Raw genomic sequence first — 7680 nt, 5'->3', positions numbered from 1 at the left:
CCGTCGCCGACAGCGTCACCGACCCGGCCGGCGCCCGCTGCGCCCGCTGTCGCCGACCCGGTGGCCGACCCGGTGGCGCTGCAGGCGGCCATCGACACGCTCGGGAAGCTCGACAACAAGACCCGCGTCGAGGCCTCGGCCACCGTGCGCCGCGCTCCGGCGGCGGTTGTCGTCCCCTTGCTCGTCGAGGCGGCGAAACGCCATGTCGACGGCTACGTTCGCTTCCGCGCGCTGGTGCTGCTGTCGGGATTCAACGACCCGAAGACGACGCCGGTCTTCCTCGAGGCGCTCACCGACGAGAACGACCGCCTCAGGGAAGTCGCTTACGCCTACGTCGAAGAGCATCCGTCTCCGACCCTGGTGCCGCGTCTGCTCGAGGCCCTCGAACGCGAGCAGGCCGAGTTCGTCCGCCCGGCCCTCGTCCGCGCCATCGCGGCGCACGGCAGCGACGCGAAGGTCCAGGCCGTCCTGAAGCGCGAGGTCATGCGCGGCGTCGACTTCTTCCGCGCCGCGGTCATCGAAGCGCTGGGTGTCCACAAGGCCGCCTACGCCCTCGACGAGATCGCGACGATTGCGCTGCTCGAGGGCCCGCTCCAGGACGATGCGGTGCGTGCGATCGGGCAGATCGGCGACAAGCGGGGGCTTCCGACGCTCGTGGCCGTGCAGCGCTCCGGCTCGCGGGAACTGCAGCCCACCGTCGCCGCCGCCATCTGCGGACTCGGCAGCAACTGCGACGGGCACGCCCGGTTCGTGCGCGAGTCGCTCGACTTCGCCGCGCACACGCTCGGCTACCAGGAGCTGGCGCGGGCGTCGGCCACCGCGCTGGCGGACCTGTCGGCCATCGGCCGGACCGAGGCGCTGCCGGCGCTCTTCGCCCTCGGCATGCCGTCCAACGACCCGGTGCGCGCGCCCATCGCCCTGGCCACGGGCCAGGCCGTGATGCGCAACCCGGGCCAACTGCTGGCGATCGTGCCCGGCCTGCCCCGGCAGGACGCGACGCTGCTCCTGCGCGACGCCTTCGATATGCTCGAAGAGGACTACGCCGAGGAGCGGTTCTTCGCCACCATCCGCCGCAACTACTGGGAAGCCGCGCCGGAGGCGCCCGTCCGGGCCGCCGCGCAGGTGCTGATCACCGCACTGGAATTCTGATTCGGGACCGCCACGGCCAGCGCTGCGCTGCGCGGGCCGCGGTCGGGGGACTACGCATGGATTACAAGTCGTCAGGGGTAGACATCGACGCGGGGCACGAAGTGGTGCGGCGGATCCGCGGATTGGCGCAGGGCACCTTCACCAACGGTGTGCTCTCGGACATCGGGTCGTTCGGCGGTCTCTTCCACATGCAGGCCGCCGGCGCCACCGACCCCGTGCTGGTGGCCAGTGCGGACGGCGTCGGGACCAAGCTGAAGGTGGCGTTCATGATGAATCGCCACACGACGATTGGCGAAGACCTCGTCAACCACTGCGTCAACGACATCCTCGTCCAGGGCGCGCGGCCGCTGTTCTTCCTCGACTACCTGGCGACCGGCATCCTGACGCCCGACGTCGCCGTGGACATCGTCGATGGGCTGGCGCGCGCGTGCCGCGCCAACGGCTGTGCCCTGCTCGGCGGCGAGACGGCCGAGATGCCCGGCTTCTATGCCAATCGCGAGTACGACCTCGCCGGCTTCATCGTCGGCCTCGTCGAGCGGCCGCAGGTCCTCACCGGCGACCGCATCCGCGTCGGTGATGCCCTCATCGGCCTGCCGTCGTCCGGGCTCCACACCAACGGCTACTCGCTCGCCCGGCGCATCGCGTTCGACACGCTGATGCTCTCCATCCACGACCACATTCCCGAGGTCGGTACGGGCATCGGCGAGGCGCTGCTGCGTCCGCACCGGTCGTACCTCAATCCGGTGCTGCCGCTCGTGCGCGACGGCCTGGTCAACGGCATGGCGCACATCACCGGCGGCGGCCTCACCGACAACGTGCCCCGCGTGTTGCCGGAGGGCACGTCGGCGCGGATCGACCGATCCTCCTGGGACGTCCCCGCGCTCTTCACGTGGCTGGTGCAGAAGGGCGACGTGCCCGACGCGGACGCCTGGCGCACCTTCAACATGGGCATCGGCATGGTGCTGGTGGTCTCCGCACAGCAGGTCCATCACGTGCTGGAGCGTCTGGCCGACGCCGGAGAATCGGAAGGCCGCGTCATCGGCGAGATCGTGGCCGGTCAGCGCGACGTGCAGTACGTCGGCTGACGGGCGCGGCGCTGCCGAGCGCCGATCGCCGCGCTAGCTGGTGACGAACACGCGGGGCAGTCGCAGCACCAGGCGCGTGGTGAGGTGGTCCGGTTGCTCGATGGCGAGCTCGGCGCCGATGCGCGTCACCTGGTTCTGCACGATCGCGGAGATCACGACGGGCTGCAGGCCGTAGCCTTGCAGCTCGATGCCGATCGTGATCTCCGGCCGCGTGCCGCGGCCTTCGTCGGCCGCGCCTTCCTGCAAGGTCCCCGACAGCGTGAGGCGCATCTGCCCGCCCAACGGCAGGGCCTCGCGCCCCTGCGTGACGATGGCCGCCAGGCACTGCTCGAGTTCACTCACATCGAGTGAGGCGTACAGCGGCTCGTCGCCGATGGCCATCGTCCACGTCACGTCGTCGCCGGTCACGTGGACGAGCACCGGGCTGATCTGATCCAGCAGGTCCCGCAGATCGCGCAGCGCCGGTCGGCGCGCTCGGCGACGGGCGAATCCCGCCAACTGGGCGAGGACGGCCTGTGTGCGCGACAGGGCCTGGAGCGCCTGGCCGATGTCGATGTCGTCGGGGAACTGCGCCCGCGCTGCCAGCAGCGCCCGACTGCCGGTGTCGACCAGCGTCGAGCATTCGGCGGTGGCCGCCGACAGCACGTGCGTGAGCGCGTCCATGCGCCGGAGGAAACGGGCGCGCCTCGCCTCGAGACGCTGCTCGCTCGCGTCGGTCAGGAACCAGGTGACCGTGGCCGGGACTCCGCCCTGCGGGAGGGCCAGCCCCACGATCCAGTGCAGGGTCGCGTCGTCACTGCGCTGCAGGCAGAGCTCGAAGCGGGACGGGCGGCGCGAGTACGCGCCTGCGGCGTCGAGCAGGGCTCGCGGCAGGGCGCTCGCCGGCTGACGGGCCTCCGGCGAGAAATGACGGAGCAACTGGGTGGCCACGTCGTTGGCCGCCAGGATGTCGCCGTCCACGGTCGTCGAGACATGGCCGATCGAGGCGACTTCGTAGAGCAGCCAGCGTGTCTCGACATCGAGGGCGTCCGTCGCCGCGCCGTCGGTCGGGACACGAGGCGCGTCGGCGTCGGTGACGCGCGGTGGTCCGGAGGGCTTGCGGTCGTCGAGGACCTGGAGGTCGGCGTCGGCGCGGGCAGGCAGAGGCGCTGGCGCGTACGGGCCGTCTGCATGGCCGGGCCCGCCGTGCAGGGGGGCGGTGGGCGCGTCACCCGCAGGCATGCGCGCGTCCGAGGCCACGATCATGGTGGGCGTCTCGATGCCCCGATCGCGGATGCGCCGCACCGCTCCGCTGGCCGCCGGCTCCGGGAGATTCACGATCACGAGGTCGGGCGGGAACGTGTCGAAGCGACCGAGCGCCGTTTCGACCGATGGGCACACGTCCACCGCCGAGGGCTGCAATCCCGACAGCAGCACGCGGTCGATGGCCGCGACCCCGAGGGGACTCGTGGACAGCAGCAGCACCTTCATGCGGGCGCTGGCTCGACGGAGGGACTACAGGTACGCAGGTTCATCCCCGGTCCGGATGGCGCGACTGCGCCGGCCATCCATCACGATCATCGTGTAGTCGGTTGGTGCGGCTGCCGATCGGCACGGCACCCGCGGCTCGCTCGCGGCGGCCGTGAATTCCTCGTCACACAGGCTTAACTCGTCGTTGAAGGCCAGGGCCGTATGGTACGTCACCCCGCCATCGCTTTCGAAGACGGCCACGGTGGATCGCACCACCGCGGCGGTCAGGGTCAGCGAGGCATCGCCGGCCAGGAACCGGATGCCGACCGAGCATCCCGGGCGCATGTGGACCGTCGTTTCGAGTTGCACGCCACGCTTGCAGAGATCCAGCAGGCGCACGGGCGGTCCGCCGGCGACCTGGGCCGTCAGGTATGGGACGGCCGCGGCCGGAATCCGAGGAGAGGTGCGTCGTTCCGGGGTGTCGTCCGGCGGCGTCGAGCGGGGATGGTGGGGCATGCCGAAACTCCCTGTGACGGCGCCCGCCTGGGGCACGGATCTGGCCGTCCATCGCGGTAATCGGCCTCGGCCGTTCTATCCTTGAGCCCGCATGACCCACGCACGTGCCGCGTCGCCTCTCGCATCGTCTCCGCCGGTGCTCGGCGTCCTGATCTCGGGGCGCGGCAGCAACCTCCAGGCGATCATCCGTGCCATCGGCGACGGGCGCCTCGCCGCCCGCATCGGCATCGTGATCGCGAACCGCCCGGACGCCGGCGGCCTCGAGCACGCCCGCGCGGCCGGCATCCCGACTGCCGTGATCGATCACAAGGCGTTCGGATCGCGCGCAGCGTTCGAGGAGGCCCTCGTGGCCCGGCTGGCCGAGACCGGCGTGGCGGTGATCTGTCTGGCGGGCTTCATGCGGATCCTGAGCCCGTTCTTCCTCGAGCGCGCGCCGGGACCGGTGCTCAACGTCCATCCGTCGCTGCTGCCGTCGTTTCCCGGCGTCGATGCCCAGCGCCAGGCCTGGAGCCACGGCGTCAAGGTCGCCGGCGCCACCGTCCACCTCGTCACGCCGGAACTCGACGCCGGGCCGATCATCGCGCAGGCCACGGTGCCGGTGCACGACGCGGATACCGCCGAGTCGTTGGCGGCCCGCATCCTGGTCGAGGAGCATCGCCTCTATCCCGACGCGATTGCCCGCGTCCTGACGTGTCGGTGGCACATCGACGGGCGCCGCTTCGTCTGCGAGTGACGGGCCCGCTCAGGCGGTTGGCGCTCGACGCAACGTCACCACGGCGACTTCGGGCGGGCAGTGGATGCGGCACGGCAGCAGCACCGTGCCGACGCCGCGGCTGACGAAGAGCGACGTCTCCCGCTCGCGCGTCACCCCCTCGGCCACGGGGAACTTCCGCGCAGCGAGGGCGCCCACCATCGGCAGCCACACCTGGCCCCCGTGCGTGTGCCCCGAGAGCACCAGCGGCACGCCGAGGGCCGCCGCCTCGTGCAGTCGCCGCGGGTCGTGGGCGAGGAGCATGGTGAAGGGCGCGCGTCCGCGCGCGAGCCGGGCCACGTCGTCCAGCCCTCGCGTCCAGTAGTGGAGTCCGATCAGGTCGACTGTCTCCCCACGCACGACCAGACGAGTCCGCGCGTCGTCCAGCACCGTCACACCGGCGCGACGCAGCACCTTGGGCACCTCGACGCGATCGTCGTGATTCCCGAGCACGCCGAACACGCCCTCGCGGGCGCGGAGGCGCGCGAAGGGCGCCGCCGCATCGGCGATGTAGCGGGGGTTCTGCTGCGTCACGTAGTCGCCACCGAGGACGATCATGTCCGGGCGTTCCCGCTGCAGCAGGGTCACCGCCTCGTCGATGAACGGCAGGGACGTGTAGGCGCTGTGGTGGGTGTCGGTGATCAGGCCGATCCGCAGGCCCTCGAGCGCCGGCGGCAGCTCGAGACAGGCCACATCGGATCGCGTGACACCGAGATGGTGCCGTGCGTAGAGCCCGCCATAGGCCACGTCGCCGACGACGAGGCCGACGGTGACGCCGGTCGCGAGACGGAGCACGGCGCGCCGGCTGAGGCGAGGCGTCGATCGGGCAGCCATCTCCCTATCGTACGCCCCGGCCTGCTGGCGACTCGCCGTGTCAGGCGGCGTGCGACACGACGAAGGCGCGGGGGACGCGCAGTGACAACTGCTGCGTCAGGGCGTCGACCCTGCGGACCTCGAGCACGCCGCCGAAGCCGAGGGCGAACTCCCGCAGCGTCGAGGGCAGGTCGATGTCGGCGACGCCGTAGCCCTGGGCCTCGAGGACGAGATGGGCGTCGAAGCGGTGGACGTCGCCCGTGCCGGGGAGGTCCGCTGCGCCCGGCGTGCGTACGACGAGCGAGAGTCGCCCGCCGAGCGGCAGGGCGTCCCGTGCACTCGTGACGAGCGCAGTCAGGCAGCGTTCGATATCCGGTCCCGACGCACTCACATGGAGCGCATCGTCCGGCAGCGAGAGGCTCCAGGCGACGTCGTCCGTGGCCAGCCGCCGGAGGACCGGGTCGAGTGCGGTCAGATGGGTGCGGAGCTCGTCGAGGGCGGCGAGGCCCTCGCGGCGCTTGCGGAAGGTCGAGACCTGCGCGAGGAGCACGCGGGCGCGATCGAGCGCACGCGCGGCACTCGGCGACGATTCGAACTCCGCGTCGATGGCCCGCGGGCCAGCGAACGGCCCCGGGCGTTCGTCGACGATCGAGGCACATTCGGCCGCCACGACCTCGAGGACGGCGGCCAGCGTGTCGGGACTCGAGGGGTCGACGCCGACGTCCGAGCGGTGAGCCGAGGCATCGGCCAGCAACCAGGTCACCTCCCCGGCCTCCGGACCCTCGGGCAGGCGCGCGCCGGCAATCCAGCGGGCGGGCCCACCTTCGACCACCTGCAGGCAGACCTCGAAGCGCGACGGACCGTCGCCGGTCGCGAGCAGCGTCAGGGGCTCGGGCAGGGCACCGGCCGCCATGAACGCGGCCGGCGATCGATAGCCGCACAGGCTCGCGGCGTGTGCGTTGCATTCGAGGATGCGTCCCTCGGACGTCGTGCGCACGAATCCGACCTGGGCGATGTCCTGCAGAATCCACCCGTGCTCGGCCGGAACGTCGACCGTCGCCGCCGGCACGACCGGTGCCGACTGGGCCTCATGGGCCTCGCGCACGTCGTGCTCGAGGGCCATGCGTCGCGCCTCGGCCGCCGAGAGTGTCGCCTCGAGTTCGCGCACGCGTTCCTGCAGCGCTTCGAGCGTCGCCACGGCGAGTTCCCGCTCGGCGGTGGCGCTCACGGCGGCATCGCGCAAGGACGGGATGTCGACGGTTTCGAGTTCGGTGAGGCGCCGGGTCGCGTCGTGGAAGGCGGCCTCCAGGTCGGGGTCGGCTTCAGGACGCGCCTCGAGACGCGCCAGCATGGAGCGCAGGCGCGCGACCTCTTCGAGGTGCTCGTCGCGCTCGGCCTCCATCTGGAGCCTGAGCGCGGGGACCTCCGACTGCTCGAGCTGTGACAGACGACGAGCCTCGTCGAGCAGGGCGGGGAGTGTGTCCACGTCGACGCCGAGCGACTCGTAGCGCTCGAGCCGGCTTCTGAGGGCCTCGATCAGCTCGGCATCCTCGGCGCTCGCCCCGCTTGCGGCATGGGCCGCCTCGATCTGGGCGCGCAGGGCCGGCAGTTCGTTCTCTTCGAGGGAGATGAGGCGCTGTGTCGCTTCGAGGAGACCGGGGATGGCTTCCAGATCCACGCCCAGGGTGTCGAGCTGCTCGAGGCGCGGTCGCACCCGCTGGAGCTCTTCCGACTCGAGGGTGAGCGCGGCGATCGTCGTCCGCGCCTCGACGAGCGCGGCCTGGAGATCCCGGGCCGACATCAGTTCCTCTCGCGCCACCGCCAGTTCGGCGATCGCGGTCTCCGCGACGCGTGCGGCCTCGCGTGCCGCGGTCAGCTCCACCGCGCGCGCGTCGGCCAGCTCCGCATCGAGGCGCG

6 protein-coding genes and 1 pseudogene are annotated in these 7680 nt (G+C 71.7%); 3 read left to right on the top strand and 4 right to left on the bottom strand.

Annotated elements, in window-relative coordinates; translation table 11 throughout:
* The coding region (locus Q0C41_RS28130; RefSeq protein WP_291989763.1) for a HEAT repeat domain-containing protein at positions 1 to 1149 on the top strand (1149 nt) is incomplete at its 5' end.
* Positions 1150 to 1205: 56 nt separating this feature from the next.
* Complete coding sequence (purM, locus tag Q0C41_RS28125; protein WP_291989761.1) at positions 1206 to 2234, top strand: phosphoribosylformylglycinamidine cyclo-ligase; 1029 nt, start codon at positions 1206 to 1208, stop codon at positions 2232 to 2234.
* 33 nt (positions 2235 to 2267) lie between these two features.
* On the opposite strand, the gene Q0C41_RS28120 is transcribed toward purM, so the two are convergent.
* Positions 2268 to 3704, bottom strand: a complete 1437-nt coding sequence (locus tag Q0C41_RS28120; protein ID WP_291989759.1) for a hypothetical protein — start codon at positions 3702 to 3704, stop codon at positions 2268 to 2270.
* Between the two features lie 24 nt (positions 3705 to 3728).
* On the bottom strand, positions 3729 to 4199 hold the full coding sequence (locus Q0C41_RS28115; protein ID WP_291989757.1) for a hypothetical protein: 471 nt from the start codon (positions 4197 to 4199) through the stop codon (positions 3729 to 3731).
* 91 nt (positions 4200 to 4290) lie between these two features.
* Here Q0C41_RS28115 and purN point away from each other — a divergent pair, with 91 nt between their 5' ends.
* Complete coding sequence (gene purN / locus Q0C41_RS28110) at positions 4291 to 4932, top strand: phosphoribosylglycinamide formyltransferase (RefSeq protein WP_291989755.1); 642 nt, start codon at positions 4291 to 4293, stop codon at positions 4930 to 4932.
* Positions 4933 to 4941: 9 nt separating this feature from the next.
* Here purN and Q0C41_RS28105 read toward each other — a convergent pair whose 3' ends face one another.
* Both Q0C41_RS28105 and Q0C41_RS28100 read right to left on the bottom strand, forming a co-directional pair.
* Entirely contained in the window at positions 4942 to 5784 is an 843-nt protein-coding gene (locus Q0C41_RS28105; RefSeq protein WP_291989753.1) for a metallophosphoesterase, read from the bottom strand.
* A 40-nt stretch (positions 5785 to 5824) separates the two neighbouring features.
* Positions 5825 to 7680 (bottom strand): annotated as a pseudogene (locus tag Q0C41_RS28100) (hypothetical protein); the annotation flags it as partial.

This window comes from Luteitalea sp. (assembly GCF_022842525.1).
GTDB lineage: Bacteria > Acidobacteriota > Vicinamibacteria > Vicinamibacterales > Vicinamibacteraceae > Luteitalea.
The sequence above is the reverse complement of the archived record's forward strand: the minus strand, read 5'-3'. Positions and strand labels throughout refer to the sequence as shown.